This window comes from Amnibacterium flavum, assembly GCF_003097495.1.
Taxonomy (GTDB): Bacteria; Actinomycetota; Actinomycetes; order Actinomycetales; family Microbacteriaceae; genus Naasia; species Naasia flava.
The window spans coordinates 79,138-106,104 of record NZ_QEOP01000003.1; the positions used below are offsets into that span (position 1 = coordinate 79,138).

General features: G+C 69.3%; 28 protein-coding genes. 11 read left to right on the plus strand and 17 right to left on the minus strand.

The features are described from left to right. Positions 1-90 precede the first annotated feature (90 nt). The 3 genes from DDQ50_RS14670 to DDQ50_RS14680 form a co-directional block, all read right to left on the minus strand. Positions 91-2,373 (minus strand): polyribonucleotide nucleotidyltransferase, encoded by a 2,283-nt coding sequence (locus DDQ50_RS14670; RefSeq protein WP_116757544.1) that lies wholly within the window; start codon positions 2,371-2,373, stop codon positions 91-93. 341 nt (positions 2,374-2,714) lie between these two features. Further along, entirely contained in the window at positions 2,715-3,449 is a 735-nt protein-coding gene (locus DDQ50_RS14675; RefSeq protein WP_116757545.1) for a ThuA domain-containing protein, read from the minus strand. Further along, positions 3,446-4,636, minus strand: coding sequence for a Gfo/Idh/MocA family protein (locus DDQ50_RS14680; RefSeq protein ID WP_116757546.1), 1,191 nt, complete (start codon positions 4,634-4,636; stop codon positions 3,446-3,448). The genes DDQ50_RS14675 and DDQ50_RS14680 overlap by 4 nt, the downstream gene beginning before the upstream one ends. A gap of 557 nt (positions 4,637-5,193) precedes the next feature. On the opposite strand from DDQ50_RS14680, the gene DDQ50_RS14685 reads away from it, so the two are divergent. Both DDQ50_RS14685 and DDQ50_RS14690 read left to right on the plus strand, forming a co-directional pair. After that, positions 5,194-6,213, plus strand: a complete 1,020-nt coding sequence (locus DDQ50_RS14685) for an isopenicillin N synthase family dioxygenase (protein ID WP_116757547.1) — start codon at positions 5,194-5,196, stop codon at positions 6,211-6,213. A gap of 48 nt (positions 6,214-6,261) precedes the next feature. Continuing rightward, positions 6,262-6,960 carry a DedA family protein gene (locus tag DDQ50_RS14690; protein WP_116757548.1) on the plus strand — a complete coding sequence of 233 codons (699 nt, stop codon included), beginning with the start codon at positions 6,262-6,264 and terminating at the stop codon, positions 6,958-6,960. On the opposite strand, the gene DDQ50_RS14695 is transcribed toward DDQ50_RS14690, so the two are convergent. Next, a complete protein-coding gene (locus DDQ50_RS14695) occupies positions 6,856-8,082 on the minus strand; it encodes an MFS transporter (protein ID WP_133245982.1) in 1,227 nt (408 codons plus the stop codon). The two genes, DDQ50_RS14690 and DDQ50_RS14695, sit on opposite strands and share 105 nt — an antisense overlap. A 213-nt stretch (positions 8,083-8,295) precedes the next feature. Next, positions 8,296-9,384, minus strand: coding sequence for an LLM class flavin-dependent oxidoreductase (locus DDQ50_RS14700; RefSeq protein WP_116757550.1), 1,089 nt, complete (start codon positions 9,382-9,384; stop codon positions 8,296-8,298). A gap of 72 nt (positions 9,385-9,456) precedes the next feature. On the opposite strand from DDQ50_RS14700, the gene DDQ50_RS14705 reads away from it, so the two are divergent. Continuing rightward, entirely contained in the window at positions 9,457-10,107 is a 651-nt protein-coding gene (locus DDQ50_RS14705; RefSeq protein WP_116757551.1) for a Pr6Pr family membrane protein, read from the plus strand. A gap of 18 nt (positions 10,108-10,125) precedes the next feature. Continuing rightward, positions 10,126-10,743 carry a hypothetical protein gene (locus DDQ50_RS14710; protein WP_240614445.1) on the plus strand — a complete coding sequence of 206 codons (618 nt, stop codon included), beginning with the start codon at positions 10,126-10,128 and terminating at the stop codon, positions 10,741-10,743. 71 nt (positions 10,744-10,814) lie between these two features. On the opposite strand, the gene DDQ50_RS14715 is transcribed toward DDQ50_RS14710, so the two are convergent. The 3 genes from DDQ50_RS14715 to DDQ50_RS14725 form a co-directional block, all read right to left on the minus strand. Next, entirely contained in the window at positions 10,815-11,441 is a 627-nt protein-coding gene (locus DDQ50_RS14715) for an FMN reductase (RefSeq protein ID WP_116757552.1), read from the minus strand. A 2-nt stretch (positions 11,442-11,443) separates the two neighbouring features. After that, positions 11,444-12,565: an LLM class flavin-dependent oxidoreductase gene (locus DDQ50_RS14720; protein WP_116757633.1), complete on the minus strand. Its 1,122-nt coding sequence runs from the start codon at positions 12,563-12,565 to the stop codon at positions 11,444-11,446. A 97-nt stretch (positions 12,566-12,662) separates the two neighbouring features. Continuing rightward, positions 12,663-13,085, minus strand: coding sequence for a hypothetical protein (locus DDQ50_RS14725; RefSeq protein WP_116757553.1), 423 nt, complete (start codon positions 13,083-13,085; stop codon positions 12,663-12,665). 238 nt (positions 13,086-13,323) lie between these two features. On the opposite strand from DDQ50_RS14725, the gene DDQ50_RS14730 reads away from it, so the two are divergent. After that, on the plus strand, positions 13,324-15,513 hold the full coding sequence (locus DDQ50_RS14730; protein WP_240614446.1) for a bifunctional metallophosphatase/5'-nucleotidase: 2,190 nt from the start codon (positions 13,324-13,326) through the stop codon (positions 15,511-15,513). Between the two features lie 33 nt (positions 15,514-15,546). Here the strand turns inward: DDQ50_RS14730 and DDQ50_RS14735 are convergent, their stop codons facing one another. Beyond that, on the minus strand, positions 15,547-16,389 hold the full coding sequence (locus tag DDQ50_RS14735; RefSeq protein WP_116757555.1) for a nuclease-related domain-containing protein: 843 nt from the start codon (positions 16,387-16,389) through the stop codon (positions 15,547-15,549). A gap of 159 nt (positions 16,390-16,548) precedes the next feature. On the opposite strand from DDQ50_RS14735, the gene DDQ50_RS14740 reads away from it, so the two are divergent. From DDQ50_RS14740 to DDQ50_RS14750, 3 genes are read left to right on the plus strand one after another with little or no spacing between them, the layout of a single operon-like run. Further along, positions 16,549-17,328 (plus strand): alpha/beta fold hydrolase, encoded by a 780-nt coding sequence (locus DDQ50_RS14740; protein ID WP_116757556.1) that lies wholly within the window; start codon positions 16,549-16,551, stop codon positions 17,326-17,328. Next, positions 17,325-18,044, plus strand: coding sequence for an esterase/lipase family protein (locus tag DDQ50_RS14745; RefSeq protein WP_240614447.1), 720 nt, complete (start codon positions 17,325-17,327; stop codon positions 18,042-18,044). The genes DDQ50_RS14740 and DDQ50_RS14745 overlap by 4 nt, the downstream gene beginning before the upstream one ends. Before the next feature lie 58 nt (positions 18,045-18,102). Then, the gene (locus DDQ50_RS14750) at positions 18,103-18,804 is read left to right on the plus strand and encodes a DUF6518 family protein (protein WP_116757557.1); all 702 of its coding nucleotides are present in this window, start codon (positions 18,103-18,105) and stop codon (positions 18,802-18,804) included. A gap of 7 nt (positions 18,805-18,811) precedes the next feature. On the opposite strand, the gene DDQ50_RS14755 is transcribed toward DDQ50_RS14750, so the two are convergent. After that, positions 18,812-19,177 carry a nuclear transport factor 2 family protein gene (locus DDQ50_RS14755; protein WP_116757558.1) on the minus strand — a complete coding sequence of 122 codons (366 nt, stop codon included), beginning with the start codon at positions 19,175-19,177 and terminating at the stop codon, positions 18,812-18,814. A 201-nt stretch (positions 19,178-19,378) separates the two neighbouring features. Here DDQ50_RS14755 and DDQ50_RS14760 point away from each other — a divergent pair, with 201 nt between their 5' ends. Beyond that, positions 19,379-19,786, plus strand: coding sequence for a hypothetical protein (locus DDQ50_RS14760; RefSeq protein WP_165829843.1), 408 nt, complete (start codon positions 19,379-19,381; stop codon positions 19,784-19,786). A 106-nt stretch (positions 19,787-19,892) separates the two neighbouring features. On the opposite strand, the gene DDQ50_RS14765 is transcribed toward DDQ50_RS14760, so the two are convergent. Then, positions 19,893-21,293, minus strand: a complete 1,401-nt coding sequence (locus tag DDQ50_RS14765; protein ID WP_116757635.1) for an MFS transporter — start codon at positions 21,291-21,293, stop codon at positions 19,893-19,895. A 278-nt stretch (positions 21,294-21,571) separates the two neighbouring features. On the opposite strand from DDQ50_RS14765, the gene DDQ50_RS14770 reads away from it, so the two are divergent. Beyond that, positions 21,572-23,218, plus strand: a complete 1,647-nt coding sequence (locus tag DDQ50_RS14770; RefSeq protein WP_116757560.1) for an ABC-F family ATP-binding cassette domain-containing protein — start codon at positions 21,572-21,574, stop codon at positions 23,216-23,218. Here the strand turns inward: DDQ50_RS14770 and DDQ50_RS14775 are convergent. After that, positions 23,215-23,547: a hypothetical protein gene (locus DDQ50_RS14775; protein WP_116757561.1), complete on the minus strand. Its 333-nt coding sequence runs from the start codon at positions 23,545-23,547 to the stop codon at positions 23,215-23,217. The genes DDQ50_RS14770 and DDQ50_RS14775 overlap by 4 nt on opposite strands. Before the next feature lie 152 nt (positions 23,548-23,699). On the opposite strand from DDQ50_RS14775, the gene DDQ50_RS14780 reads away from it, so the two are divergent. Continuing rightward, positions 23,700-23,966: a hypothetical protein gene (locus DDQ50_RS14780; protein WP_116757562.1), complete on the plus strand. Its 267-nt coding sequence runs from the start codon at positions 23,700-23,702 to the stop codon at positions 23,964-23,966. A 137-nt stretch (positions 23,967-24,103) separates the two neighbouring features. Here DDQ50_RS14780 and DDQ50_RS14785 read toward each other — a convergent pair whose 3' ends face one another. The 5 genes from DDQ50_RS14785 to DDQ50_RS14805 form a co-directional block, all read right to left on the minus strand. Next, positions 24,104-24,496, minus strand: a complete 393-nt coding sequence (locus DDQ50_RS14785) for a PPOX class F420-dependent oxidoreductase (RefSeq protein WP_205663664.1) — start codon at positions 24,494-24,496, stop codon at positions 24,104-24,106. A gap of 129 nt (positions 24,497-24,625) precedes the next feature. Beyond that, positions 24,626-25,576: an aldo/keto reductase gene (locus DDQ50_RS14790; protein WP_240614448.1), complete on the minus strand. Its 951-nt coding sequence runs from the start codon at positions 25,574-25,576 to the stop codon at positions 24,626-24,628. Next, positions 25,573-25,962, minus strand: coding sequence for a VOC family protein (locus DDQ50_RS14795; protein WP_116757563.1), 390 nt, complete (start codon positions 25,960-25,962; stop codon positions 25,573-25,575). Before DDQ50_RS14795 ends, DDQ50_RS14790 begins: the two co-directional genes overlap by 4 nt. 3 nt (positions 25,963-25,965) lie before the next feature. Continuing rightward, on the minus strand, positions 25,966-26,250 hold the full coding sequence (locus DDQ50_RS14800; RefSeq protein WP_116757564.1) for an ArsR/SmtB family transcription factor: 285 nt from the start codon (positions 26,248-26,250) through the stop codon (positions 25,966-25,968). 55 nt (positions 26,251-26,305) lie between these two features. Continuing rightward, entirely contained in the window at positions 26,306-26,938 is a 633-nt protein-coding gene (locus DDQ50_RS14805; RefSeq protein ID WP_116757565.1) for a LysE family translocator, read from the minus strand. Positions 26,939-26,967: the final 29 nt, after the last annotated feature.

A 26,967-nucleotide genomic window follows, 5' to 3' on the forward strand; every position in this document is an offset into this window, starting at 1 on the left:
AGTGTGCAACGAGCGAAGGCCCGCCCCACCCGCGTCCTCGAGGGACGTGGGTGGGACGGGCCTTCGTCACGAAAGGCGATCCGAAGAGGATCAGCCCTCGGCCGGAGCCTCGGGGCCTTCGGACGCTGCCGCGCTCGACTGGGTCTCAGCCGGCTCGGGCGTCTCGTCGACCACCGGGGCGAGCGAGAGCTTTCCACGGTCGTCGACCTTAGTGATCTCGACCTGGATCTTCTGGCCGACACCGAGCACGTCTTCGACGTTCTCGACGCGTTTGCCACCGGCGAGCTTGCGCACCTCGCTGATGTGCAGCAGACCGTCACGGCCGGGCATGAGCGACACGAAGGCGCCGAACGTGGCCAGCTTGACGACGGTGCCGAGGAACCGCTCACCCACCTCGGGGTTGTGCGGGTTGGCGATCGCGTTGACCGCGCTGCGCGCCGCCTCCGCCGAGTCGCCGTCGACGGCGCCGATGTACACGGTGCCGTCCTCCTCGATCGAGATGTCGGCTCCGGTGTCGTCCTGGATCTGGTTGATCGTCTTGCCCTTGGGGCCGATCAGCTCACCGATCTTGTCGACGGGGATCTGGACGCTGATCACGCGAGGCGCGGTCGGGGCCATCTCGTCGGGGCCTTCGATCGCGGCGTTCAGCACGGCGAGGATCGCGGTGCGAGCCTCCTTGGCCTGCTTGAGCGCACCGTCGAGGACCGACGAGGGGATTCCGTCGAGCTTGGTGTCGAGCTGGATGGCGGTGACGAACTCGCTGGTACCGGCGACCTTGAAGTCCATGTCGCCGAGCGCGTCTTCGGCACCGAGGATGTCGGTCAGAGCCGCGTAGCGGGTCTCACCATCGACCGTGTCGGAGACGAGGCCCATCGCGATGCCGGCGACCGAGGCGCGCAGCGGCACACCGGCGTTGAGCAGCGAGAGGGTCGAGGCGCAGACGGAGCCCATCGACGTCGAACCGTTGGAGCCGAGAGCCTCGGACACCTGACGGATCGCGTAGGGGAACTCCTCGCGCGACGGGAGCACCGGCACGAGGGCGCGCTCGGCGAGGAAGCCGTGCCCGATCTCGCGACGCTTCGGCGATCCGACGCGGCCGGTCTCACCGGTCGAGTAGGGCGGGAAGTTGTAGTGGTGCAGGTAGCGCTTGCTCTTGACGGGCGCCAGCGAGTCGATCTGCTGCTCGAGCTTGAGCATGTTCAGCGTGGTGACGCCCAGGATCTGGGTCTCTCCGCGCTGAAAGATCGCCGAACCGTGGACACGCGGGATGACCGCGACCTCGGCGTCGAGCGGGCGGATGTCGGCGAGACCGCGACCGTCGATGCGGACACCCTCGCTGAGGATGCGACCGCGGACGACCTTCTTGGTCACCGACTTGTAGGCGGCGCTGACCATGGGCGGGATGTCGCCGCCCAGCTCACCGGCCTCGACCTTGGCGTTGATCGCGAGCTTGACGCGCTCCTTGAGGGCGTCGTCCGCGTTCTGGCGCTCGATCTTGTCGGCGATCTGGTAGACGCTCGACAGCTCGGCGAAGGCCAGCTCGGACACGGCGTCGAACGCCTCCTGCGAGTAGGGCAGGAAGACCGGGTAGTCCGCGATCGGCTTGGCCGACTGGGCTGCCATCTCGGCCTGGGCCTTGATGAGCTGCTTGAGGAACGGCTTCGACGCTTCGAGACCCGCGGCGACGACGGCCTCGTCGGGCTTCGTGGCGCCGCCCTGGATGAGACCCCAGCTGTGCTCGGTCGCCTCGGCCTCGACCATCATGATCGCGACGTCTTCGTTGCCTTCGGCATCGGTGACGAGGCGACCGGCGACGGTCAGGTCGAAGACGGCGCGCTCGAGCTGCTCGTACTTCGGGAACGCGACCCACTGGTCGTCGATCAGGGCGAGACGGATTCCGCCGATCGGGCCGCTGAAGGGCAGGCCGGAGATCTGGGTGGATGCCGACGCGGCGTTGATCGCGAGGGCGTCGTAGAACTCACCGGGAGCGATCGAGAGGACCGTGATGACGATCTGGACCTCGTTGCGCAGGCCCTCGACGAAGGAGGGGCGCAGCGGCCGGTCGATGAGACGGCAGACGAGGATCGCCTCGGTGGAGGGGCGTCCCTCACGACGGAAGAACGAGCCGGGGATCTTGCCCGCGGCGTACGCGCGCTCCTCGACGTCGACCGTCAGCGGGAAGAAGTCGAAGTTGTCCTTGGGGTGCTTGCTCGCCGAGGTGGCCGAGAGAAGCATGGTCTCTTCGTCGAGGTAGGCAGCGACGGCGCCCTGCGCCTGCTGTGCGAGACGACCGGTCTCGAATCGGATGGTGCGCTTGCCGAACTTGCCGTTGTCGAGGACTGCCTCGGCGAACTTGATTTCTGGACCTTCCAAAGGTCACATCTCCTTTGCTGCCGCATTCGCTATGCGACGTACACGCGCTTTCGCGCTCTGCGCTTTCGCGCACTGTGCACAAGGAGCAGGAGCTAAGCAGGAAGGGCTGCGGGCGATAAGTCTCGCCGCGCGGCATGCTCTGGCCAGCAGTAGAAGTGCTCCGGATCCGCTGAAACCCGCCTCAATCGCGGGCCGAAGCCGGAAGACCACCACCGATGACCAGCTTCGTGCCGGCCTGCTCCGTAGTGCTCGGCCCGTGTGGGCCACGAATGAGACTATCAGTGACGGCCTGAGAGCGAGTGTCCCTGTTCGCGGGTCGCGTGATCCGGTGAGCGCGGGCGTCAGGCGGTCCAGTCCCGGGCGGCGGGGTTCGACACCTCGGGGAGCCGGCGTTCCGAGGTCGTGGGCGCCGCCCAACGCACGCCGTTCGCGAGGACGCGACGGATCTGCGGGTGGAAGTACACTGGGTACTCCTGGTCGCCGGGGCTGAAGTAGAAGATCCGGCCGAGGCCACGGGTGAAAGTGACTCCGGAGCGGAACACCTCTCCCCCGGCGAACGAGCTGATGAACACCAGCTCGTCAGGATCGGGGATGTCGAAGTGCTCGCCGTACATCTCCTGCCGGTCGATGACGATCGGCTGCTCGACGCCCTCGGCGATCGGGTGCCCGGGCTTCACTGTCCAGACCAGCTCACGCTCTGCGTCGTTGCGCCAGGCGAGCGAGCAGGTGGTGCCCATGAGGCGGATGAAGATCTTCGAGAAATGCCCGGAGTGCAGGACGAGCAGCCCCATCCCGCCGAGGACGTGCCGCTGCACGCGCGCGACGACCTCGTCGTCGACCTGGTCGTGCGCCATGTGCCCCCACCAGAGCAGCACATCGGTGGCCGCCAACCGCTCCTCGGTGAGGCCGTGCTCGGGCTCGGCGAGCGTCGCCGTGCCGATGACGGCGTCCTCGCCGAGGAGCCCGGCGAGCCCGTCCGCGATCGCACCGTGGATGCCGTCCGGGTAGATCGCGGCGATGTCGTCCTGGGTGGTCTCGTGGACGTACTCGTTCCAGACGGTCACTCGGATGGTCATCGGTTCGTACCGTTCGTCTCGTCTGTCGTCTCGCGCTCGGCGGCGCGCTCGGGGAAGAGGTCGTCGAGGCGGACCTCGGCGCCGGCGGCGGCCGACGCATAGCAGGCGTCGATGATGCGGGCGCGTTCGAGGGCCAGCGAACCGTCGTGAGCCGCCCAGCTGGACGGGGTGCGCACGTGCTCGACGAAGGTCGTGACGACGGCCGAGTGGCCCGGAGCGTCGGGCGACACGACCGACCGGTCGACGCTGTCCTCCCCGTCGCCGGTGAACACCGTGAGCGATCCGGCAGGGGCGTAGTCGACGACCCGGAGGTCGGCGCCTCCCTCTGTGCCGTACAGGGTGATGCCGAACTGGTCGCCGCTCGGGCGGTGGGCCGCCCAGCTCGTCTCGAGCATCATCGATCCGCCGCCCTCGAGCCGCACCATGACGCTGGCGAAGTCCTCGACCTCGTACGCGGATCCGACCTGCTGCTTGCCGTCACCCGAGCCGCCCAGGCCGCGCGGGCCGAGCTCCGCATGGGTGACAGCCGACACGGCCGTGACCCGCGGTTCCGCCATCACATGCAGGGTGAAGTCGAGCACGTGGACGCCGAGGTCGATGAGAGGACCGCCACCCGCCATCTCCCGGTTGGTGAACCAGCTGCCGAGTGACGGGATGCCCGAGCGCCGGAGCCAGACGGAATGCGCGTGGTAGGGCCAGCCGATGACCCCGGCGTCGACCTCGGCACGCAGGGCCTCGACATCGCCGCGACGTCGGTGGTTGAACGCGATCTCGAGCACACGGCCGGCGGCTCGGGCGGCGGCGACCATCTCGGCGGCCTCCGCGCCGTTCCGTGCGATCGGTTTCTCGCAGAGGACGTGCAGTCCCGCCCGCAGGGCGCCGATCGTGATCGGCGCGTGCAGGAAGGTCGGCACGGCGACGCTGACGGCGTCGATGCCGCCCGCGGTGACGAGGTCCTGCCAGTCGGAGTAGGCGTGCGCGACACCGTACAGTTCGGCCAGCTCCGCGCGGGGACCGTCCTCCTGGCCGGCGATCGCCACCAGCTCCACTCCGGGGATGGCGGCGAACGCCTCCATGTGCTGCTGACCGGCCCACCCGAGGCCGACGACACCGACCCGGAGCGGGGGGACCGCGTCGTGACTGGAAGGTTCTGCGGCGCCATTCGCCGGTGCGGTACGAGGAGTCATCACCTGAATCCTTGCGTGCTACCGCCGATTCGGAAAGTCGGGCACAGCGTCGCGCGCCAACAATCGGGAGATCGCAGGCGATTCCGGAGCGCCCTCACGTCGCGGCGCCGGGGCGCTCGAATTCTATGGCGACACCTCACCGTCGGCCGATCGGCCGTCGCAGCCGCGGTTGCGATTCGAGGCACCGGGGGCAGCGGTTCAAGGTCCTGTCGCGTCGTCTGTGCGATCACTCTCGCTCAGCAGGCGAACCCGCGCTCAGCAGGTGGAATTCGGGACATTCCACCTGCTGAGCGCACTTCCGCCTGCTGAGCGAGAGGACGGGCGTCATACAAGGTCACAGACGGCCCGGCGGGGGCGCAGCGGCGTAGATTCGTCGGCATGGAACCGACCGGAACCCAGGGCCCCGCGCCCGTTCCGATGCGTCGCTGTCTCCAGCGGATGCGCTGACCCGCCCCGTCTCCAGCCCCGCTGTCGAGAACGCCGAGTCGAGGTCCCGCATCCGCTCAGCCGTATCCCCGGCCGCCGAGCGCGGCCATCCACGAGCGAAAGACAGCACGATGACCGACGAGACCAAATCCCTTCCCATCCTCGACCTCTCCCGACTCGACGCGGGGCCCGCGGAGGCCGCGGCCTTCCGCCACGACCTGCGTGAGGCGACCCACGAGTACGGCTTCTTCTACCTGACCGGGCATGGCATCGGCGACGAGCTGCAGCAGCGCGTCAACGACACGGCACGGGCGTTCTTCAACCTCCCCGAGGCCGACAAGCTGGCCATCGAGAACATCAAGAGCCCCCACTTCCGCGGGTACACGCGCGTGGGCGGCGAGCTCACCCAGGGGATCGTCGACTGGCGGGAGCAGATCGACATCGGTGCCGAGCGCCCCGCCGTGCCCGAACGCTGGAGCGAGGCCGACTACTGGCGACTCGAGGGCCCCAACCAGTGGCCGGATGCCCTCCCCGAGCTGCGCACCGTCATCACCGAATGGCACGACACCCTGTCGGATGTCGCGCTGACCCTCCTGCGCGCATGGGCTGAGTCGCTCGGCGCCGCCCCCGACGTCTTCGACGCGGCGTTCGCCTCCGACCCGTCGACGCTCATCAAGATCGTCCGCTACCCCGGCAAATCCGACCCCGAGCCGAAGCAGGGCGTCGGTGCCCACAAGGACTCCGGTGTGCTCACCCTGCTGTGGGTCGAGCCCGGCAAGGGCGGACTCCAGGTCGAGCACGAGGGCACCTGGATCGACGCACCCCCGGTCCCGGGCGCGTTCGTCGTGAACATCGGCGAATTGCTCGAGTACGCCACCGACGGCTACCTGAAGGCGACCGTGCACCGGGTCATCTCACCGCGCATCGGCGACGACCGGATCTCGATCCCGTTCTTCTTCAACCCCGCTCTCGATGCCCGGATCCCGCAGCTCGAGCTTCCCGCCGAACTGCGTGAGCTGTCGTCGGGAGTGACCCGCGACCCCGAGAACCCGATCTTCGAGACGTACGGCGAGAACTCGTTGAAGAGCAGGCTCCGCGCGCACCCCGACGTGGCGGAAATCCACCATTCCGACCTCCTCGCCCGGAGGTAGCCTCCCGTTCACCTCGCACGTGTACTCGTTGCACGTGCGAGGGACGCGGTGAACACGTTCGACGACTGGCTGGTCGCAGCCGCCGACGCACCCTGGCTGCCAGCGGCTCTCTTCACGCTCGTCGTCCTCGACGCGTTCGTCGTGATCGTGCCCAGCGAGACCGCCGTCGTCGCACTGGGGTCTCTGGCCCTCTCGACGGGCTCGCCGAACGTCGGGTTGATCCTCGCCGTCGCCTCGATCGGGGCGATCGTCGGCGACTCGGCCTGCTACCTGCTGGGCCGTGTGGTCACGTTCCGCAGCCCTGCGAGGCCCCGGCTGCTCGTCAGCGCTCTGCACCGGGCGCGGCGCCTGCTCGGACGCCGCGCAGCCGTGCTGATCCTCACGGCCCGCTACATCCCGTTCGCCCGTATCGCGGTGAACCTCACGGCCGGGGCGACCCGTTTCCCGTACCGCCGGTTCCTGCCGCTGTCCATCGTGGCGGGATGCGGCTGGGCCGCGTTCAACGTCGGCGTCGGCGCCGGAGTGGGAGCCTGGCTCGGCGGATCGCCGATCGTCGCGGTCCTCGTCTCCATCGTCTTCGCGATCACGCTCGGACTGCTCGTCGACACCATCGCGAACCGCCTCAGCGCCCGGAGAGCGGACTCAGCGAGCAGCCGCCACCTTGACCATGCGCAGACCCGTCAGCACGATGACGACGATGGCGGCCGCACCGAACGCCGCGACCACGATGGGCTGCGGCGCGAATAGCAGCGCCCCGCCGACGAGCAGCACGGGCACCGAGATGCCGACGTAGGCGGCGAGGAACACTGCGGACAGCACCTCGCCGCGACGCCCGGGTTCGGCCAGTCCGCCCGCGACCCCGAGCGCGCCCCGGAACAGCAGGCCGACACCCGCACCGGCGACGATCGCGCCGCCGACGAACGCGAACAGCGTCGCGGTGAGCGCACCGACGACGATGCCACCGAGGCCGATCACAGCGAAGACGATGGCGAGCTGGAGCTGGCGGCGCAGCGCCACCTTGACGAATACCGCCTGCGCGACAGCCGCGGCGCCGAACACCGCGAACGCGACCGCCCCCGCGAGCACCAGCGAAGTCTCGTGGAGGGTGCCGCGCAGCACCGTCGGGGCGACCGCGCTGAACAGGCCGAACACCGCGAACGCTCCGAGGGCGGCGATCGCGGATGCCCAGAACACCCCACGAGAGGCGGACGGGACGACGATGCTCTGCGGCCGGTACGGGTGACGCTCCCCGCTCTTCACGACCGTCTCGGGCACGAAGAGGAGGGCGATCGCAGCGACGATCATCAGCACGAGGAACACCAGGTACGGCTCGATCAGCGGGATGTCGGTGTTCTCGGCGATGACCGCGGAGATGAGCGACCCCGCCCCGAGACCACCGAGATTCGCGAAGCCCGCGGTGACGCCGGCGCGCAGATCGCCCGGCCCGCGGATCGCGGCACCCAGTTCGCTCAGATGGGCCGTCGCCGTGGCGGTCAGCATGCCGATGCCCACTCCGTTCACGAACCGGGCGAGCAGCAGGCCCGGTACGTCGCTCCAGAAGAGGAACATCACGGCCGACAGGATCTCGATGAGCACCGCGACGAGGATCACCGGGCGTCGACCCAGCCAGTCGCTCACATGCCCGGCGAGGTACAGGCTGAGGACAACACCGACCGAGTAGGCGGCGAAGATGACGGTGATGATGACCGTCGGGAAACCGTCCCGATCCTGGTAGAGCACGTACAGCGGGGTCGGCACCGTCGAGAACGCCATCAGGGTCGCGAAGGTGAACGCCACAACCCAGAAACCGGTGCGCGACCGCCCCCTCGACGACGTCGACACGTGCGGGGAGAGAGCTGAGGCTGCCACGGCGCGAGTCCGGCCTTTCGTCAGTGGTTTGCGGTGTTCACCAGGGTGGCATCCCGTGAGACGTCCATGGTTCGGCGGGGGTCGAGAACATCGGTGGATCGGCCGCGGTGCGGTGCCCTTCGTTTCGCTTCGCTCAACGGGCGGGCGGCGGGCCGGCGGCGGCCTTCATCTCGACAGGCTCAACGGGCGGGCGGCGGGGTGGCGGGTGACACCTCAGCGGGCGGGGACGTCGGCCGCTGCTGCCAGGCCCTGAGCCGAGAGAAGTTCGCCGGCGACGAGCGACAGGGTGAGCTCGCGCGAGATCGCCCGAGCCTTCTCCTCGCCGTTGCGAGCGCCGGCCCCGGGGACGAGCATGACCTCGTCGACGCCGAAGCGCTCGGCGAGCGCGGCGATCCGCGAGGCGGCTCCCGAGGCATCGTCGATGATCCAGGCACCGCGCATGCGGTCGATCATCTCGTTCTGTGCGGGAGTCATCTCGGTGGCCTGCGCCTCCTCGACGCTCGGCAGCGCGAAGAGGGGCTGGCCGGTGCGCAGACGCGCCATCTGCTGCAGCTGGGGAAGCGCCAGGGCGAACGCCTCGTCGGCCGTGTCGGCGACGACGGCGTTCACGGTGAGGAGGGTCTTCGGCTCGGCGGCGTACAGCGACGGGACGAACTCGCGGCGGTACAGCGAGAGGGCCGCAGCCGTGCCCTCGCCCGAGAAGTGGTGCGCGAACACGTAGGGCAGGCCGGTCTGACCGGCGAGCTTCGCCGAGTAGTCGCTCGAACCGAGCAGCCACACCTCGGGCACACTGCCCGCAGCGGGCGTGGCACGCACGACGTAGGGGGCCGCACCGCGAAGGCTGAGCTGGGCTCCCCCGCCGTCCATGAGCGCCAGCACGTCGTTGACATTGCTCGGGAACGTGTCGACGTCGCTCGTGTGTCCCGACGAGCGCAGCAGCGCCGAGATGACGGGGTCGCTGCCCGGCGCGCGGCCGATGCCGAGATCGATGCGACCGGGGGCGGCGGCCTCGAGGGCGGCGAACTGCTCGGCGATGACGAACGGCGCATGGTTCGGCAGCATGACGCCACCGGATCCGAGACGGATGCGCTCGGTGCGACCTGCGGCGAGCGCGATCAGCACGGGCGGGTTCGTCGACGCCACCGACGGCATGTTGTGGTGCTCCGCGAACCAGAAGCGCTCGTACCCGAGACGGTCGGCGAGCGACGCGAGCTGGAGGGACGCCGCGATGGCGTCGGCGGAGGTCTGGTCGGCGCGGACGGGGACCAGGTCGAGGACGGAGAGGCGAAGAGGAGCTGACATCCTCTAGGGCAACGCCGACACGACGGCGCGAATTCCTCGCCTCACCGACCTCACCGCCGATACAGTCGCGGCATGCGCAAAGCATTCGGTGCGATCCGCGTGGCAGCGGCCGGTGGGATCATCGCGGCCATCGTCGGCCAGCTGATCTACAGCCTCACGAACGGGGTGCCCGATGTGCCGCACTACCTGGTGAACTACTTCAGCTTCTTCACGATCCTGTCGAACTCGCTCTCGGCCGTGTTCCTGCTGATCGGGGCCTGGTACTGCTTCACCACCCGGGTCGATCCGCCGTGGTTCAACCTCGCATTCGCCGGCGTCACCACCTACATGGTGACGACAGGCGTCGTCTACAACCTGCTGCTGCGGGGAATCGAGCTCCCGCAGGGCACGACCCTCGACTGGTCGAACGAGATCCTGCACGTCTGGGCGCCGCTCTACATCCTCGTCGTGTGGGTCGTCTCCCCGGGCAAGCGGGCGCTGCGGTGGGAGGACATCTTCCCCATCCTCGGGTTCCCCCTCGTCTGGGTCGTCTTCACGATGATCCGCGGGCCACTCGTCGACTGGTACCCGTACCCGTTCCTCAACCCGGCTCAGCCCGGCGGTTACGGAGCGGTCTTCGTCTACATCGTCGGGATCGCCGGCTTCATCGGCATCGTCGCGGCGGGTGTCGTGCGCCTGAGCCGCACCCGTCTTCTGAGGACGAGCGAGCCGGTCCCCAGCTGACGACCCTAGGGTGGCGCTGTGCTGGCGCGACGCGGAGGTGACAGGGTTCTCCGGTTCCGGGGACGCATCGCGGGCACCGGCACCACCTCCGGCGTCAGAGTGGTCGTGGGCCTCTGGGAGGACTCGCCCTACGGGGCCTTCGCCGATGTCATGGCGGAGCTCGAGTCGGGGCATCGCATCCTGTTCGCTCCCACGCCCGAGACCGCGGAGCTGATCTCGTCGGTCTACTCGTTCGACGAGGTCGTGGTCTCCCCGGTGTCGCTTCGGAGATCGGGCAGGACGCTGCGAGTCGAGACCGATCGGATCCGACTCGAGCTCGGGATCGGCCGGGTCTCCGCGCTCGGGATTCTTCTGAGGATGGTGCCGCGACCGGTGGCGACCTCGTGGAGGTGGGCCGCGGTGGTCGACCCCATCGCCCGAGTGCTCGTCCGCGGTGCTCGTACGGCGGGGTCCGCCGGAGGGGGCCGCCGCGAGTACTACGGGGTGAGCGACGCCCGCCGCATCCTGTCCGTCACGGGAGCCCTCGACGGGGTTCCTCTCGGCGCGATGGCGGACCTCTCTCCGGCCGTGAGGTTCGGCTTCGCGTCGACTCCTCCGAGTCCGACGCTCGTCGACGTGACGACGACGATCCGCTAGGCCGTGTCGAACGAGAAAACGCCCGGGACACGGCGGGCGTGCCGCGACCGAGCGTTCTCGTGATCAGGTGACTATTCGAGCCCTGCCGGGCCGTTGGGGCGGAAGCCCGCCGGCAGCGCCCACGGGTCGTGCAGCACCTTGGAGCGGGTCGATCGGGTGACCAGTCCCACGAGCTCCTCGGCTGCGCGGTCGATCCTCTCGGGGAGCGGCTTGACGCCGTCCTCGTCGCTGCCCCAGTCGTCGGTCGACGCGAACACTCCGGTCGACGCGACGTCGGCGTGCAGGTAGGCGAAGAGGGGACGCAGGGCGTAATCGATCGCGAGCGAGTGGCGCGCGGTACCACCGGTCGCCGCGAGCAGGACGGGCATGTCGATCAGCGAGCCGGGCTCGATGATGTCGAAGAACGACTTGAACAGGCCGTTGTAGCTGGCGGTGAAGATCGGCGTGACCGCGATGACGCCGTCGGCCGTGAGGACCTTCTCGATGGCGCTCTCGAGCTGCGAGCTCGGGAACCCGGTGAGCAGGTTGTTGGTGATGTCGTGCGCGAGGTCGCGCAGTTCGATCACCTCGACCTTCACCGTGTCACCGCGCTCGATCAGTCGGCGCGCTGCCGCGTCGCCCAACCGGTCGGCGAGTAGTCGGGTGCTGGAGGGCTTGCTGAGGCCCGCGGAGATGACCGCGATGGTGCGTTCGGCCATGATCAGGCCTCCTGCGAGACGAGCTGCTGCTCAGCGGCAGCCGCGTCGCGCGTCTTCTTCGCAGCGAGCAGCGACGCGTGGGTGGGCGCATCCGGAACCTCGGCAGGACGGTTGACCGCGAGCTCCTTGCGGAGCACGGGCACGACCTCCTCGCCCAGGATGTCGAGCTGCTCGAGCACGGTCTTCAGCGGCAGGCCGGCGTGGTCCATGAGGAACAGCTGGCGCTGGTAGTCGCCGTAGTAGTCGCGCATCGAGGCGTAGCGGTCGATGACCTCCTGCGGGCTTCCGACCGTCAGGGGGGTCTGCTCGGTGAACTCCTCCATGCTCGGCCCGTTGCCGTAGACCGGCGCCTGGTCGAAGTAGGGGCGGAACTCGTCCTTCGCGTCCTGCGAGTTCTTGCGGATGAACGCCTGGCCGCCGAGGCCGACGATCGCCTGCGCGGCGGTGCCGTGACCGTAGTGCTCGAAGCGCTGGCGGTAGTAGCCGATCAGGCGCATGTAGTGCTCCTTGGGCCAGAAGATGTTGTTCGCGAAGAAGCCGTCGCCGTAGAACGCGGCCTGCTCGGCGATCTCGGGGCTGCGGATGCTGCCGTGCCAGACGAACGGGGGCACGTCATCGAGAGGGCGGGGGGTCGCGGTGAATCCCTGGAGAGGCGTGCGGAACTTGCCGCTCCAGTCGACGACGTCCTCGCGGAAGAGCCGGTTGAGCAGGGCGTAGTGCTCGATGGCGAGCGGGATGCCCTGACGGATGTCCTGACCGAACCACGGGTACACGGGGCCGGTGTTGCCGCGGCCGAGCATGATGTCGGTGCGGCCGTCCGAGATGTGCTGGAGGGTCGCGAAGTCCTCGGCGATCTTCACCGGGTCGTTGGTCGTGATCAGCGTCGTGCTCGTCGAGAGGATGAGCTTCTCGGTCTTGGCCGCGATGTAGCCGAGCATCGTGGTGGGGCTCGAGGGGATGAAGGGCGGGTTGTGGTGCTCGCCCAGCGCGAAGACGTCGAGCCCGACCTCCTCCGCCTTCTGCGCAATGGTCAGGATGGCCTTGATGCGCTCGTGTTCGGTCGGCTCGCGACCGGTGGTGGGGTCGGGGGTGACGTCGCCGACGGTGAAGATTCCGAATTGCATGATGTGCCTTCCGAGCTCATCCATTTCAATGCGTTTGCATGAACAATGTACTGAACCGGGAGGGCCGTCGGGTTATTCCCGCACTCGACGCAGGGCTCTAGCGGGTCGCCCACATGAGCAGCTCCACCCGGAGGCCGTTCTTCGTGCGGACCACCTGGACCGGGATCCGCGGCTTCTCGCCACGGGACTCCAGACGCGAGAGCGCTTCCGTCACAGCCCCCTCGAGCCCGCGCGGGACGGTGCCGACGACACCCGTGACCTTGGTCCCGGTGAACAGGCGCATGTGGATGGGGGCGTCGGTCCGCTCCTCCTCCATGGTCCGCTGACCGCCTGCAGTGAACAGATCGCCATCGCCCATGAGCGACGCGAGTTCGGCCTGGTAGGGGTCGCTGCCGGCGAGGCGGATCACCACCTTGCCCTTCCGGGGCTGGAGCCCGTACTGGTAGTCGTCCAGCGAACCGGACCCCGCATCGGTCTTCGGGAACGAGCCATCGCCCGTCTGTCGTCGCCACCACGCCATGGCGACATGCTACTCACGACGCCGCGTCGAGTCGGGAGCGAAGACCCCGAGGTAACAGCCTCGACCCGAGACGACCGCCCCTGAAACGCGCATGACTCGCGACCGTCATGTTGCGGGCAGGTAAACCCTCGGGCCGCGGGGTTCCGGATTCGACGCCGCCTGCATAGCGTCGGATGCGTGCCCATACCCGTGGGCGCGGGGCGTCACCCACGCCCGAAGCATGCCACCCGGAGGATCCGTGCCCTCGAACACGCCCCCATTCGTCCGTCGCCGCACCGAAGCCTCTCGCATCAGGGGTCGCGTTCTCGCCGTCGTCACCACGGGAGCTCTGGCGACCGGTATGGCGCTCGCCGGAGCGGGTGCGGCTCATGCCGCGGACGTCACCATCGACATCGTCACGATCAACGACTTCCACGGCCGGCTCGAGGGGTCGACGTCGTCGGCCGTCGCGGGCGCGGCCGTTCTGGGCGGCGCGGTCGACTCGGTGCGCGCGGAGAACCCCAACACGCTGATGGTCTCGGCCGGTGACAACATCGGCGCCTCGACCTTCACCTCCTTCATCCAGGACGACGAGCCCACCATCGAGGCGCTCAACCTGATGGGCCTCGACGCGAGCGCCGCCGGCAACCACGAGTTCGATCAGGGCTACGAAGACCTGCTCACGCGGGTGGTGCCGCAGGCCGACTTCCCGATCCTCTCCGCCAACGTCGACGGCCCCGCCGCGATCGGCGAGCTGCCCGAGTACTCGATCGAAGAGGTCGCCGGGGTGCGAATCGGCTTCATCGGCGCGGTCACCGAGGATCTGCCCTCCCTCGTCAGCCCTGCGGGCATGCAGGGCGTCGTCGTCGGCGGCATCGTCGACAACGTCAACCGGGTCGCCGACTACCTGAGCGACGGCGACGACAGCAACGGCGAGGCCGACGTGATCGTCACGGTCGTGCACGAAGGCGCCGAGACCAGCGGACCGACCACCGCCATCACGCAGGACTCGGTGTTCGGCCGGATCGTCTCGGGACTCGACGGCGACATCGACGCCATCGTCTCGGGCCACACGCACCAGCGCTATGCCGGCACCGTGGCATTCGATCCCTACCAGCGTCCCGTCATCCAGGCCGGCCAGTACAGCGAGGCGATGGGTCGCCTGACGCTCACGATCGACCCGGCCACCGGAGTGATCTCGAGCTTCGTGCCCGTGGTCGTCCCCCTCAGCACCCAGACGAGCACGGACCCCGTCGTGTGGGCACCGAACTACCCCGCCGACCCCGACATCGCCGCGCTCGTCGCCGATGCGACCGCCGTCGCGGACGTGCTCGGATCCGCACCCCTCGGGTACATCGCGAGCGACTTCAGCCGCGCCCAGCAGTCGGGCGGGACGGAGAATCGAGGCGGCGAATCGACGCTGGGCAACTTCGTCGCGGACGTCCAGCTCTGGTCGACGGCCGAACTCGGCACCGAGGTCGCGATCATGAACCCGGGAGGCCTGCGCGCCGACCTCGTCTACGAGCAGCGCGACGGCATCACCGGCGATGCGACAGGGCTCGTCACCTACCGCGAAGCAGCCGAGGTCCAGCCGTTCGCGAACACCCTCGTGACGCTCACCCTCACCGGCGACCAGATCAAGCAGGTTCTCGAGCAGCAGTGGCAGCCCGCCGGGTCGAGTCGGCCGTTCCTCAAGCTGGGCCTCTCCTCCGCGCTGACCTACACCTACGACCCCGCCGCCGCAGCGGGCAGCCACATCACGGGGATCAGCCTGAACGGCGCTCCCCTCGATCCGGGCACTCCCGTGAAGGTGGTCGCGAACTCCTTCCTCGCCGCGGGCGGCGACAACTTCACCGCGTTCACGCTCGGAACCGACAGCGCCGACTCGGGTCGCGTCGATCTGCAGGGCATGGTCGACTACTTCGCCGCGCAGGGCTCCACCCCGCAGGCCCCCGACACCGCGCAGCGTTCCGTCGGTGTCCAGCTCGCCGCATCCGCCGATGGCGGATACCTGCCCGGGGACTCGGCGCAGCTGAACCTCTCCTCGCTCCTGTTCAGCAAGGGCGAGGCGACACCGCCCACCGCCGAGGCGCGGATCAACGGCCAGCTCGTCGGCAGCGGACCGATCGATCCGACGATCGTCGACACCCTCGACGAGGTCGGCCGTGCGGCCTTCCCGATCACCATCCCGAACGGTCTGGCCGCGGGCGTCTACGATCTGGTGATCACGACCCCCGGTACGGCGACGACCGCCACGGTTCCGATCACGGTCACCGCCGTCACGGCGACGAGCGGACGACTCCCGGCCACCGGGCTCGACGCGTCGATCATGATCGCCCCGGCGATCGTGGCGGCGCTGCTGATCGCGATCGGCATCGCGCTCGTGCTGCTGCGCCGGTCGAGGCGGCACACGCCGGTGCGAGCGCGCGTGCGTTCGCGAGTGGAGTAGCGCTCGCCCGCTCGGCCGGCTGGGCGGGGCGGGTCAGTGGGCGAACGGGACCATCGCGACCGCTACGGCGACGGGGAGGTACCCGCCGACGGCGACGAGCGCCGCCGTCAAGGCGAGCAGAACGCCCGCCAGTTTGGCGGTGCGTCGGCGGTGCGCGGCGTCGTCGACCTCGGCGAGGAGGCGCTCGAAACGTTGAATCTGCCGCCGGGTCTCGATGCCGTCGTCCGCGGCGCGTCCCCAGGTCGACGGCCGGTCGGCGGCCTCGACCAGCTCGGCGACCCGGCTCGCGGGATAGACCTCCTCCTGGCCGTGCAGCCAGCGGATCAGCGCTCGTGCGGGCAGCGTGGCGACGGAAGCCGGACGTTCACGGACGGTGAGCCGGTGCGGCTCGACGAAGACGAGGACAGGTCGCACGAAGACGCTCGACCCGGTCGCCGCGGTCAGAAGACGGTGGACTCGACGAGCCTCGCGCTCGGACTTCGCGATGAAGTCCTCCCGACGACCGTTGACCAGGATGCGGCTGCGTCCCACCCACACGTGACCGCGGACGGCCTTGGTGTTGATCGTGAAGACGCCTGCGGGACCGATGAGGACATGGTCGACATCGGTGTTCGCCTTGCCGACCGGCACCGAGTGCAGCACGGTCCACCCCTCGCCGAGTCCCTCGAGCAGACGCGCGACCTCGAGCTCTCCCCGCGCTCCGTCGAACCAGGGCTTCGCCTCGACGGCGAGCGGGGTCGCACCGATCTGCCGGGCGAACCAGGAACGCGGACGCAGCGCAGCCTGGTGATGCAGGCAGCGATCGATAACGGAGTACGCCGCGGGACGGGTCAGCAGACCCGTGGGGCGCGCATCGAGCGCAGCCTGTTTCCGCATTTCGTACCCCGATCTCGGACCTGAATCGCCAGGCTATGCGCAGCGGTCACCCAGCCGCGCCCCCAGATCGGGTGAAACACCGCCCGCGAAAGAGGGGCACAGCGGTCGGCCGCCCCGGTCCGCGGTCCCCTCACAGCCCACCGAACCTAGGCTCGGCGCATGCAATGGGATGAGGTGCGCACCTTCGCGCACGACGGGCGGACCCTCGTCACGCACATCGCCCGCGGCAGCGATCCTCGGCAATTCGTGCTGATTCACGGCATCGGAGTCGCCTCCACGTATTTCACCCGTCTGGCCGCCGAGCTCTCCCGCTCGGGCACCGTGCACGTACTCGAACTGCCGGGCAACGGATCCGCTCCCGAGCCGCCCGAGGTCATGTCGATCGAGGACTCGGCAGCTCTCGTCGCCGCTTACATCTCGGCGGAGGGCCTGGACAGGCCGACGGTGGTCGGCCACTCGATGGGCGCGCAGATCGTCTCGGACCTGGCTCTTCAACACCCCGGCCATGTACCCCGAATCGTCCTCATCGGCGCGGTGGTGGACCCGTCGGCCCCGACCGCCCTCGGTCAGGGCCTCCGCCTCGCTCACGACACCCTCCGCGAGACCCCGTCAGCCAACAGGGTCGTCCTGACCGACTATCTGCGGACCGGCCCCCGCTGGTACCTGAAGACCCTCGGCCCCATGATGACCTACGACCTCGCCCGCACGCTTCCGCTGCTGCACGCCGACGTCCTCATCATCCGCGGCGAGCGCGATCCCATCTCCCGTGGACCGTGGGCTCGGACCATGGCCGACCTCGCACCCCGGTCGCGTCTGGTCGAGATCCCGGGCGGCGCCCACGTGGTGCAGTACACGCATCCCGAGGAGATCGCCGCCCTCATCGTCGATCACGCCCGAGGCGGGCACTCCCTGCCGACCGGCGCCGCGGACCTCGGATGACCGGAAGCGCCGCGGCGCGGAAACACGGTCCGACCCGGCTGGTCCGCGACGGAGTCGCCTGGATGCTGGACTACGCCTACGCGTCGTACTGGCAGGTGCAGGGCTTCCTCTTCCGGGTCAGGCCCGGCGACTACCTGATCGAGGGGGCGCCCAAGACCCCGGTGCTCCTGATCCCCGGCGTCTACGAGACCTGGCAGTTCCTCCGCCCCATCGCCGACCACCTGCGCGACGCGGGCCACCCGGTGCATGTGCTCCCCACGCTGCGCCGCAACACCGGCGCCGTCCCGGCGAGCGCCGACCTCGTCCTGGACCGGCTGCGCGCTCTCGACCTGCGCGGCGTCATCGTGGTGGCCCACAGCAAGGGCGGCCTCATCGGCAAGCTCGCGATGCTGCGCGACACCGACGGCCGGATCGAGCGGATGATCGCCGTCGCGTCCCCGTTCTCGGGATCGCGATACGCGCGGTACATCCGCGTCAGGTCTCTCCGCGTGTTCTCGCCGAACGATCCGACTCTGCGCGAGATCGCCGCCCAGCTCGAGGTGAATGCGCGCATCACCTCAATCTGGGGTTCGTTCGACCCGCACATCCCGGGAGGCAGCCACCTCGACGGCGCCACGAACGTGCGACTGCACGGTGCAGGTCATTTCCGGATCATCGGGTCGCGCGAGCTGCTCGACGAGCTCGATCGGTCGTTGGCGGCTCCCCCCACCGGATGACCCGGGTTCACCCGTCCGGCCGATGTCGTGCGGGCGGGCCGGCTCCTACCTTCGGAGCATGACTTCCTCCCCGGTCACGATCTCCCCCGTCCGGCGGTCCTGGAGGGCCGCCCCCGCCACTCCGGATCCGCCGCTCGTCATCCCCCGACGCGAGCCCGTCCTGCGCCTCGTCGCGACGCGGGCGGGTCTCATCCTCACCGCCGGTCTGCTGCTCGGCGGGCTGACCTCCTGGGGTCAGACCGTGCTCCCCGCCGCCGTCGCACCGTTCGCCAACTCGGCGTCGGGGTGGACGATCGTCGCCGTGCTCCTCCTCTGGCGGATTCGCGGCGGTCCGGCGGCGTCCGCCTTCTACGGCGCGCTCGCTTTCAGCGGTTTGGACCTCGGCTACGCGATGGTCTCGACGGCGCGCGGCTACTTCTACGATCCGACGTTCTGGCTCGTCGTCGCGCTGACAGCCGGCCCGGTGGTCGGCGCCGCGGTGTCGCTCGCTCGCGGGCGTGCCAGCATCCTCGCGGCCGCAGGGTGCGGGGTGCTCCTCGGCCTGGTCGCGGGCGACGGGATCTACGGTCTCGCCGTCGTCGCCGGGTCGACCGGGCCGGTCTACTGGACCGCGGCCGTCGTCGCCGCCCTGGCGGGCCTCATCGCATCGACCTGGCGGCTGCGTTCCGCACCCCGCGGGCTCGTCGTGCTGTGGGGCACGGGCATCCTCGTCGCAGCGGTCTACCCTTCCGGCCTGCTCCTGCTGGGGAGCCTGATGTAGGAACGGTTCAGGCGTCCCCGTCGTCCACCATGTACCACTCGGTGAACGATGCGGCGGTGCCGTCGGGCGCGAAGCGGATGACCCAGATGTTGAAGTAGTCGGACTTGCCCGCGTAGTCGGTCTTCGCCTGGATCACCGCCGTGTCGCCCTCGATGGCGACCGGATGCCAGGCGAAGGCCCAGTCGCCCGGCTCATCCCGACCCTCCAACCAGAATTCGACGATGGCATCGCGGCCCGCGATCGGATCGGCGTACGGCTCGGTGAGGTAGACGCCGTCGACGGCGAACAGGGCGCCGATCTCAGCGGGGTCGTTGCTCCTCCAGGCGCGCTGATATCCGTCGATCCACCGGGTCAGTGCTGCTCGGTCCGTCATGCCACCGGTCTACTCCTCCACGGGATCGGACGGAAGGGCGTCCATAGGGTCCCCTGGGCGCCTCTGGGGCGTTCTCCCAGCTCCGACCCGCTAGCGGGGGAATCTCCGGGCCCTCTCGAACGTTATTTCGAGCGGGTTCCAATGCCGCTCCGAATAACAGCCAGGAGCATTGACGGCGGGAAGCTGAGTGAGACGGAGAAGATGAGTAAGACATTTGTGGAAATCGAAGACGAACGCGGCGGCGTCTCCAAGTACCGTCGCCATCTCAACGGACGCGGTTTCACCGAGGCGACAGCCTCGGTCGACTCGAGTGCGTTCATCGCGGACAGCAGCTACGTCGAGGCGGAGGCTTCGGTCGGTCGTGCCGTCCAGGTGGGCCGCGGAAGCTGGATCGGTCGCGGAGCAGCGGTTCTGCCCGGCGTCACGATCGGGGCCAACGTCATGATCGGTGAAGGCGCGGTCGTCGGTGCCGGCGCGCAGATCGGCAGCCACACCCGCGTGGGCGACAACGCCCGCATCGGTTCGGGGGCTCGCATCCCCGCCGACAGCACCATCTCGAACGGGGCGGTCATCCCGTCGCGCGGTCGCGGCCTCGCGAACGCGGCCTGATCCGCAGCGAGTACCGGACGGTCTGCAGACCAGACCCCCCGGTCTCGAGTGATCTCCACTCGGGCCGGGGCGAAAGTTCGTTAACGAGCCGTTCCAGCGCGATGGATCAGGCGGGAAGCGACGGACGGGGATCCGCGGGGACGACTCTCGGGATGAAGAGCGCGATGATGACGCCGACGACCGCTCCCCCGCCGCCGATCAGATAGGCGAGTTGGAAGCCCTCGAGAGTAGGCGTCTGCACGCCGCCGGAATCGACCGAGTAGAGGGCGAGCAGCCCGCCGATGGCCGCCGACGCGAAGCTCGTTCCGAGGGAGCGCATCAGAGCGTTCAGTCCATTGGCCGCCGCGGTCTCCGCCGCGGGGACGGCCCGCATGATCAGGGTCGGCATGGCGGCGTAGGCGAGCCCGATTCCGACCCCGATGACAATGTTGATGATGAGCACCTGCCACCAGCCGGTCGCGAAGAAGTAGGACAGGGCGTAGCTGACGACGAGCAGGCCGCCGCCGAGGACCAGCAGGAGTTTGGGCCCGTACACGCGTGAGAGTCGCGCGGCGACGGGCGACATGACCATCATCGTCAGGCCGGACGGCATGAGCACGAGGCTGGCGGCGAGCAGGCTGAGACCGATGCCCACCCCGGTCGCGACGGGGAGTTCGAGAAGCTGCGGGAACACGACGTTCGACGCGAACATGGCGAAGCCGACGGTGATCGAGGCGAGGTTCGTGAGCAGCACCGCCGGTCTCGCGGCCACCCTGAGGTCGACGAGCGGGTCGCGCACGCGGAGCTCGAAGGCACCCCACGCCAGGAGAACGACGAGTCCCCCGAGGCCGAGGGCGAGCGTGCTGGGTGCTGCCCAGCCCCACTCGTTGCCCTTGGATACGGCGAGCAGGACGCCGACGAGCCCGACGGCGAGACCGACCGCGCCGACCCAGTCGAAACGGGCGGGCGTCCGCAGTGCGCTGACCGGCACGAAGCTCAGCACGAGCACGAAGTTCACGACGCCCAGCACGGCGGAGAGCCAGAACAGGGTGTGCCAGTCGAAGCTCTCGCTCACGATGGCGCTCACCGGCAACCCGATCGCGCCGCCGATTCCGAGCGTGGCGCTGACGAGGGCGATCGCGCCGCCCAGTCGGTCCTCGTGGAGGGTGTCGCGCAGGATCGAGATGCCGAGCGGGATGACGCCCATGACGGCCCCCTGCAGTGCGCGGCCGACGATCAGCCCGGGAACGCCGTGCGACACGGCCGCGATGACCGAACCGAGGACGAGCACAGCGAGGAGGGCGAGCGCGATCCGGCGCTTGCCGTACATGTCGCCGAGCCGGCCCGCGATCGGGGTGACGACCGATGCGGTCAGCAGCGTCGAGGTGATCACCCACGCCGTGTCCTCACGGGTGGAGTTCAGCAGCTCGGGCAGCTCGGACTGGATGGGCAGGACGATGGTCTGCATGAACGAGGCGCTCATGCCCGCGAGGGCGAGGACCGCGATCACGACCCGCGGGTTCGGCATCCGGGTCAGTCGTGCTCGATCGCTGTCGCTGAACCCGTTGCTCATGCTGTGTGGTGCCGTACCCGTCCGTCGTCTGCGCGCGCAGCCACCGGAGGAGCCGGAGCGTTGCGTCGTCGCGCTCAAGGTGCGACCATCGGAAGCGGCGGTTTATTCCGCACCCGTTCTCCGAAAGGCACCTCCGGTGAAGATCCTCGTGAGTTCCGCGCCCACGCGCTGATCTGTCGACCGCCGGTACTCCCGGCTCCAGCTCAGCGCATCGCACTGACTTCTGGAGCCTCATGCCTTCCTCTTCTCCCTCGATCGTCCTCGACCGCGTCGGCCTCGTCTGGCCCGACGGCAGCACCGCCCTCCACGACATCTCGGGAGCCTTCGGCCGGGTCCGCACCGGCCTGATCGGGCGAAACGGGTCGGGCAAGTCGACTCTGCTGCGCGTCATCGCCGGCGAGCTGGCCCCGACGAGCGGATCGGTCAGCGTCACCGGCGAGGTCGGCCTGCTGCGGCAGTCCCTCCCGCTCGACGACGCCACCGTCGCCGACGTGCTCGGTGTCGGCGCCCAGCTCGCGGCGCTGGATGCGATCAGCGCCGGCGATGTCGCGCAGGAACGATTCGATACCGTCGGCGACGACTGGGACATCGAGGAGCGGGCCGCCGCCGCCCTCGACGGCATCGGGTTGCCCGCCGAGTCACTCCGACGACCGATCGCCTCGGTGTCGGGCGGCGAGGCCATCCTCGTCGGGCTGGCGGGTCTCCGTCTCGCCGCACCCGCCGTAGCCCTGCTCGACGAGCCGACGAACAACCTCGACCGCGACGCCCGTCGCCGACTCCACGCGCTGGTGCGCGAATGGCGCGGTGCCCTCATCGTCGTGAGTCACGACCATGAGCTGCTCGAACTGCTCGACGAGACGGCGGAGCTGCGAGACGGATCGCTGCGCCTGTTCGGAGGAACCGTCTCGCGGTTCGACGAGCACCTCGCCGTCGAACAGCAGGCGGCGGAACGCACCCTGCGCAGCGCGGAGCAGCGTCTGCGGTTGGAGAAGCGCCAGGCCGCCGAGGCGCAGATCAAACTCGCCCGACGCGCGCGCACCGGCAAGGCCATGCAGGAGAGCGGGTCGCTGCCCAAGATCTCGGTCAACGCCAGGAAGTCGGCTGCCCAGGAGTCGGCCGGTCGTCTGCGGGCCGAGATGGAGGACAAGGTGGCTGCCGCATCGGCGGGCGTGCGGGAAGCCGAAGAGCTGATCCGCGAGGACAGGACGATCGCCATCGACCTCCCCGATCCGGAGGTGTCCTCCCGCCGACGCATCCTCGACCTCATCGGCCCCGAGGGCACTCTGCTGGTGCAGGGACCGGAGCGGATCGCGCTGACCGGAGCGAACGGTTCCGGGAAGACGACTCTGCTCGACACGATCGCCGGGACCGCCGCCCCCGGACGCGTCTCGCCCATCGATATCGTGCGGCACACGGACAGGATCGGATACCTGCCGCAGCGCATCCGGCTCGATGGCGGGGCCCGCGTGCTCGACCTCGTCGCCGCGACATCGCCGGAGGTTCCGCCCGGCGAGCTCCGGTCGCGTCTGGCGCGGTTCCTGTTCCGTGGCGGCGACGCCGAGCGACGGGCCTCCACACTCTCCGGTGGCCAGCGCTTCCGGGTCACTCTCGCCGCCCTGCTGCTCGCCGATCCGCCCGCGCAGCTCCTGATCCTCGACGAGCCGACCAACAGCCTGGACAGGGACAGCGTCGACCAGCTGGTTCACGCTCTCGCGTCGTATCGGGGAGCCATGATCGTCGTGAGTCACGACGATCATTTCCTGAGCCGACTAGGACTCGACCGGCACTTCGAACTCGACCGCGACGGGATCCGCCAGGCGGGACTGGCGCGGTTCGGTTCCGAGCCGGATGACGGGCGGGCTCGGGCTGACGATGCCTAGCCGCCGGGCAGCAGGTCGTAGTGGGCGACGAAGAGATCCCGCTCGACGAGATACCTGTCGTCCTCGGGATAGAAGACCGCCATCTCGATGTCGTCCCCCGCGAACCCGCGGATCACCTCGCGTGAGACCCAGTGCGACACCGTGACGACCTCCGTGCGGCCGTCGCCGAGATCGCGGTAGAGGGTCCAGGCACCGAGATTGCCCTCGGTCGCCCGGTACTCCCGCAGGCCGGTGTCCTCGAGGTAGACCGCGTACGCGTCCCGGTCCTCGGTTCGGATCGCGCCGCGCCACCTGCGCACGACGGTGGGCGATTCAGAGGAATTCGTCATGCGATTCATCCTGAGCGTCCACGGGCGTCGCGGGAAGGCGGCTGAGCGACGCGCGCCGGTCCGATTCCGCCAGTCGTCCCGTGCTCACGGATCGTCGGCTGCGTTAGTTTTGGGAGGGACGCACCACCGGGTGCACGGAGCAGGAGTCGGTCATGGCGAAGGTAGACGTCGGCACGCAGGTCGCATACACGGTGGCGGCCGACTACATCGCCGAGGTGGGCGCCGATTTCGACTTCCGGGCGGTCGATGACGAGGTGCTCGCCGAGCTCAACAGCCTCGCTCCGGTCGGCATCGAGGTCAAGCGCGACGGACGCGTGTTCGCCGACGAGGGCCTCGAGGAGACCGCGCGGGGCCTCGACTGGCGGCCGCTGCTCCAACGCATCGACGTCGACGCGATCCTCTCCCGTCACGGCCGCTGACCCGGGCGCCCAACGCCCCATCCGCTGCAGTGATCAGGACCGGTTGCACGGATCAGGACCGAATCCGGGTCCGGTCCTGATCGGCGCTGGAATCGCCCTGATCCGCGCGGATCTCCTGATCCGTGCAGACGGCGCGCTCAGGTGATGCGGAGCATGACGCGCGGCTTCTGACCGGCCTTGCCGCGGCGCTCGATCCACATGAAGATCTTGTACTCGAAGCCGTACTTCGCGGCGAAGATCGCGGAGCAGCGGTCCACCTCGCCGGGCTCCGTCACGATGACGGCGTCACCCACGGCCGGTGTCGCGCCGTCGGCGACCTTCCCCATCCGGCCGCTCGGCGCGAGTTCGACGCGGGCGTTGTTCCGCACGCGCTTCACCTTGCCGGTGTCGGACGGAGTCGTCACCAGGAGGGCGTCGCCGTCCCGCGCGATCCATACCGGCGTCGAGACCCCCTCGCCGGACTTGCGAAATGTGGTCAGCGAGACGAAGCGCTCGTTCTCGAGCGCGAGCAGGGCGGCGGTGTCGGTCACGTCCGAACCCTAGCGGGCGCCGCTGCGCGCAGCGCGGCACCGAGACCGTCGGTCAGAGCTAGCGGACCGCGACCCTCGCTCTCTGGACCGTCTACGCCGTGCCGCTTCGGGCGCGACACTATCCGCGCGTCAGCCCCAGGAGAGGTCCGAGCGCTCCCGCCAGTAGTCAGCCGGAGGAACCGCGAACGCCTGCTCGGCGTCGACCGTGATGCGCGGCGGTCGCGCCGCGAGGTTGGAGGCGAGCTGCTCGGGTGTCACCGCACCGGTGAGCACCACGTCGGCCCACGGCTGCGCGAGAACCGCACCCAAGCCGAAGGCGTCGGGGGTCTGCCCGTCGGCCGCGGCCCGGTCGAGCACCCCATGCACTCCCCCGCGCTCAGTCAGCCGGCCGTTCGCGAGCGTCTCCTTCACGACGACGAGCCAGCCCGCGTCGTGCGCCCGGGCGAGAGCGCGGCCGGCCGAGGGCTCGAGCAGGTTCCAGGTCGTCTGAACCGCACTGAAGGGTGACTCGTCGAGGTCGAGCACCGACTCGAGCAGCTCACCCTGCGATGGCCCGCTGGTCGAGAAGCCGACGGTGACGCCGTCGTCGGCCAGCGCGCGGAGCCGGTCCAGCAGCGCTGCGTCTCCGAGCGCGGGACTGTCGGGCGTCAGCGAGTGGATGAGGTAGACGTCAGGGGTGGTGCCGAGAGTCGCGAGCGTCTGGGGCCACTGCTCCTCGAAGGTCGCCAGCGAGTGGTCCTTCCGCTCGTGCACCGGCGCATCCATCCGCCAGTCCCCCACGTAGCGGTAACCCCATTTCGACCCGATCCGAAGTTCCGGGCGACGCCCGGGATGAGCGGCCAGCCAACTGCCGAGGAACGATTCGGCCAGGCCGTAGGACCGGGCGGCATCGAAGTAGCGGACCCCGGCGTCCCACGCGGCATCGAGCAGGACGTGCGCGCGGTCGCGGAACACCTCGACCCGCCGGTCGCCGCCGAGGTCGTCGTCGCGACCCAGGGTGATGTAGGCGGGGCGCCCGATCGCAGCGAGACCGAGCCCGAAGCGGGCCAGCAGACGGTCGCGATCCATCGTGTCGATCACGCGGTGATGCTCGCGATCTGCACGAGGTTGCCGCTCGTGTCGTCGAAGACCGCCGTCGTCACCGGCCCCATGGCGAGCGGCTTCTGCGTGAAGCGCACACCTCGGGCGACGAGACGCTCGTACTCGGCCTCGACGTCGTCGACCGCGAACGAGGTGAACGGGATGCCGTCGGCGACCAGCGCGTCACGGAACGGACCGACCGCAGGATGCGCGTTGGGCTCCAGCACCAGCTGGGCGCCGTCGGGGTTCTCGGGTGAGACGACGGTGATCCATCGGAACTCCCCCATGGGCACGTCGTCGGCGACCTGGAAACCGAGCACGTCGGTGTAGAACGCCAGGGCGGCATCCTGATCGTCGACGAAGATGCTGGACAGGTGGATCTTCATGGCTCACTGCTCCTTCGCCGGGCGCGCCGGCCATCGGGATCTGATCTCTTCGAGGGGTGAGGTGTCGAGGAAATGGAACTTGTACCGTCCGCGCTTCTCCGTGCGGACCAGTCCCGCCTCCTCGAGCACCTCGAGGTGCTGCGAGATGGCCTGCCGTGACGACGCCAGCCCGTGCTTGCTCGCCAATCGTGCGCAGAGCTCGAACAGGGTCTGCTCGTCGCGCTCGGCGAGCTCGTCGAGGATGACACGTCGGGTCTCATCGGCGAGAGCCTTGAACACGTCGACCACGCGCCCACCATATGCAAGTATCCACTTGCATGTCAATGGATGCGAGCGGCCCCTGTCAGTGCTTGCTGCCGGTGAGCGCGAGCGCCCCGCCGAGCCCGATCATCATGACGCCGCCAGTGGCGGAGAGACGCGACAGCCTTCTGGGAGAACTGCCGAACCAGGCCCGGGCCGTGCCCGCGGCGAGCGCCCAGACGCTGTCGCAGGCCAGGGCGAGAATGGCGAAGACCACGCCGAGCTCGAGCATCTGCAGCGCGAGCGCCCCCGCTCGGTAGTCGACGAACTGCGGGAGGACTGCGACGAAGAACGCGATCGTCTTCGGATTGCTGACGCCGACCGTGAACCCCTCGAGCAGCAGACGCCAGGCCGGGTGGGTTCGGACATCGATCGCCGCCCCGCTGGCGCCCCGATGCCGGATCGCCTGCACGCCCAACCAGACGAGGTAGGCCGCACCCACGAGCTTGACCGTCGTGAAGACGATCACGGACGAGGTGACGATGGCGCCGAGACCGAGAGCGACGGCGCCGATCAGCGGAAGCATGCCGAGGGTGTTGCCGAGCACGCTCAGCAGCCCGGCTTTGCGGCCGAGGGCTATGGATCGACCGATGACGAACAGCACGCTGGGACCCGGCATGACCAGCAGGATGATCGACGCCAGCACGAACGCCAGCAGGTTCGTCGCGGGGATCATGGCGACACGCTACTCCCCGGCCGCAGCGG

What these genes read in the sequence shown, in the direction of transcription:
- DDQ50_RS14675 (WP_116757545.1), bottom strand. Translation starts at nt 3,449, where the DNA reads ATGACCATCCGAGTGACCGTCTGGAACGAGTACGTCCACGAGACCACC.
- DDQ50_RS14680 (WP_116757546.1), bottom strand. Translation starts at nt 4,636, where the DNA reads ATGACTCCTCGTACCGCACCGGCGAATGGCGCCGCAGAACCTTCCAGT.
- DDQ50_RS14685 (WP_116757547.1), top strand. Translation starts at nt 5,194, where the DNA reads ATGACCGACGAGACCAAATCCCTTCCCATCCTCGACCTCTCCCGACTC.
- DDQ50_RS14700 (WP_116757550.1), bottom strand. Translation starts at nt 9,384, where the DNA reads ATGTCAGCTCCTCTTCGCCTCTCCGTCCTCGACCTGGTCCCCGTCCGC.
- DDQ50_RS14705 (WP_116757551.1), top strand. Translation starts at nt 9,457, where the DNA reads ATGCGCAAAGCATTCGGTGCGATCCGCGTGGCAGCGGCCGGTGGGATC.
- DDQ50_RS14715 (WP_116757552.1), bottom strand. Translation starts at nt 11,441, where the DNA reads ATGGCCGAACGCACCATCGCGGTCATCTCCGCGGGCCTCAGCAAGCCC.
- DDQ50_RS14720 (WP_116757633.1), bottom strand. Translation starts at nt 12,565, where the DNA reads ATGCAATTCGGAATCTTCACCGTCGGCGACGTCACCCCCGACCCCACC.
- DDQ50_RS14725 (WP_116757553.1), bottom strand. Translation starts at nt 13,085, where the DNA reads ATGGCGTGGTGGCGACGACAGACGGGCGATGGCTCGTTCCCGAAGACC.
- DDQ50_RS14735 (WP_116757555.1), bottom strand. Translation starts at nt 16,389, where the DNA reads ATGCGGAAACAGGCTGCGCTCGATGCGCGCCCCACGGGTCTGCTGACC.
- DDQ50_RS14740 (WP_116757556.1), top strand. Translation starts at nt 16,549, where the DNA reads ATGCAATGGGATGAGGTGCGCACCTTCGCGCACGACGGGCGGACCCTC.
- DDQ50_RS14745 (WP_240614447.1), top strand. Translation starts at nt 17,325, where the DNA reads ATGACCGGAAGCGCCGCGGCGCGGAAACACGGTCCGACCCGGCTGGTC.
- DDQ50_RS14750 (WP_116757557.1), top strand. Translation starts at nt 18,103, where the DNA reads ATGACTTCCTCCCCGGTCACGATCTCCCCCGTCCGGCGGTCCTGGAGG.
- DDQ50_RS14755 (WP_116757558.1), bottom strand. Translation starts at nt 19,177, where the DNA reads ATGACGGACCGAGCAGCACTGACCCGGTGGATCGACGGATATCAGCGC.
- DDQ50_RS14760 (WP_165829843.1), top strand. Translation starts at nt 19,379, where the DNA reads ATGAGTAAGACATTTGTGGAAATCGAAGACGAACGCGGCGGCGTCTCC.
- DDQ50_RS14765 (WP_116757635.1), bottom strand. Translation starts at nt 21,293, where the DNA reads ATGCCGAACCCGCGGGTCGTGATCGCGGTCCTCGCCCTCGCGGGCATG.
- DDQ50_RS14770 (WP_116757560.1), top strand. Translation starts at nt 21,572, where the DNA reads ATGCCTTCCTCTTCTCCCTCGATCGTCCTCGACCGCGTCGGCCTCGTC.
- DDQ50_RS14775 (WP_116757561.1), bottom strand. Translation starts at nt 23,547, where the DNA reads ATGACGAATTCCTCTGAATCGCCCACCGTCGTGCGCAGGTGGCGCGGC.
- DDQ50_RS14780 (WP_116757562.1), top strand. Translation starts at nt 23,700, where the DNA reads ATGGCGAAGGTAGACGTCGGCACGCAGGTCGCATACACGGTGGCGGCC.
- DDQ50_RS14795 (WP_116757563.1), bottom strand. Translation starts at nt 25,962, where the DNA reads ATGAAGATCCACCTGTCCAGCATCTTCGTCGACGATCAGGATGCCGCC.
- DDQ50_RS14805 (WP_116757565.1), bottom strand. Translation starts at nt 26,938, where the DNA reads ATGATCCCCGCGACGAACCTGCTGGCGTTCGTGCTGGCGTCGATCATC.